Source organism: Cryobacterium sp. 10I5 (genome assembly GCF_035019865.1).
Taxonomy (GTDB): domain Bacteria; phylum Actinomycetota; class Actinomycetes; order Actinomycetales; family Microbacteriaceae; genus Cryobacterium; species Cryobacterium breve_A.
On sequence record NZ_JASJVI010000186.1, the window covers coordinates 1 to 1,693 of the forward strand.

1 protein-coding gene is annotated in these 1,693 nt (G+C 61.0%); it reads left to right on the forward strand.

Annotated features, from left to right (window positions below; all coding sequences use genetic code 11):
• Positions 1-221 precede the first annotated feature (221 nt).
• A complete protein-coding gene (locus QN350_RS19585) occupies positions 222-1,574 on the forward strand; it encodes an LCP family protein (protein ID WP_322137429.1) in 1,353 nt (450 codons plus the stop codon).
• Positions 1,575-1,693 lie beyond the last annotated feature (119 nt).

A 1,693-nucleotide genomic window follows, 5' to 3' on the forward strand; every position in this document is an offset into this window, starting at 1 on the left:
ATCGAGGGTGTAGCTGGGACCAGGCTGCGTTCTGGCGCGGTGCGGGAGTGTCCTTCGGGCCTTTCCCGGGTCGAGGGTCTTATATAGGGACGTGCTTCATTGTTACCTCCGCGACTGCCTGCTGTCCTATCGGAAGCACCGTCATGTCCACTGACCGTCCCGCTGACCGCCCGGAGCGCCCCCGTCGTAGGCGCCGTCGGCAGGTGATAACGCGTTGGTTCGTGATTGTTGTGGTCGTCGCCCTGCTCGCGGGAAGCAGTTATGCGATCTATAACTATCAACGATTCGCTGCTGGGATCACGCATATTGATGCGATCTCCTCGGCGAATGCTCCGAGCCGGGACCTGGATGGCCAAGATCAGAACATCCTCCTCGTGGGTGATGATCACCGCCCCGCCAACGCCACCGCAGCCCAACTTGCCCAGCTGGGCACTGAGCAAGACGGGGGCGGGACGAGCACGGACACGATGATAGTCCTCCACCTCCCCGCTAACGGCGACTCACCGACACTGATCTCCTTCCCCCGCGACTCCTGGGTCGATATCCCCGGTTTCGGCAAGAACAAGCTCAATGCTGCGTTCGCCTTCGGCAGCGAGAACGATGCGGGCGACGCGGGCGGTGCTCAGCTACTCACGAGCGTGATTCAAAACATGACAGGGCTAACCATCGACCATTTCGTTCGGGTCTCCATGATGGGTTTCTATAACATCGCTCAGGCCCTCGGGCCCATCCAGGTCTGTCTGAACGCCGCAGTGAACGACCCGTATTCCACCATCAACTTGCCCGCTGGCATTTCCACCTTGAATGCCCAGCAAGCGCTCGCATTCGTCCGTCAACGGCACGGCCTGCCCCAAGGCGATCTGGACCGTGAGGTGCGCCAGAGGTATTTCCTTTCCATGGAGGCACGCCAACTGCTCTCAGCCGGTACACTGCTGGACCCCGTCAAACTCCCCCAAGTCCTTGATGCGGTCAGTGCGTCACTGCAAACAGATCCCGGCCTGAATCTGCTCGATTTGGCCACCCGATTCGGCGGCCTGAACCCCAGTAACATAACCTCCACCACGATCCCAGTCTCCGGAACACCGACAATCACCGTTAACGGCGCTGACGTGTCCGTAGTGCAAGTAGACCAGGCCGCAATGCCGGCCTTCATTTCCGGCATCATCGGGACGGCCACCGCCTATACGACAGCAACCGCGTCACCGGTATCCGACGTTACGGTCACTGTTCTCAATGGCGGCTCAACAAACGGCGCGGCCGCCACAAACACTGCCACCCTCAAATCCCTCGGATTCGCAACCGGCGTGCCAAGTTCAACGTCCACACGCCCAAACACCACCATCGAATACCCGCCAAGGAAAGAGGGTGACGCCAAGGCACTCGCCGCATTCATTCCCGGTGCCGACCCGGTCAGCACCGGCACTGGCACCGATATCACTCTCGTCCTCGGAACCGACGGCAAGCAGGTCACCGTGCCAACCGCAGCTCCAGCAGCTCCAGCAGCGCCTCCAGCCCCAGCCGCGTCACCCAGCGCAGGGGAACAACACTTCGCGGGCAACGCATGCATTGACTAACCCCTGTCCACCCCCGACCTCGCGAACTGCTGTGAGGAGGCCCACCGAACTTCTACACTCCACGAGACCTATTACGCTGAGGGAAACCCGATGTCAACAATGTGGACGGCCGTGACTCT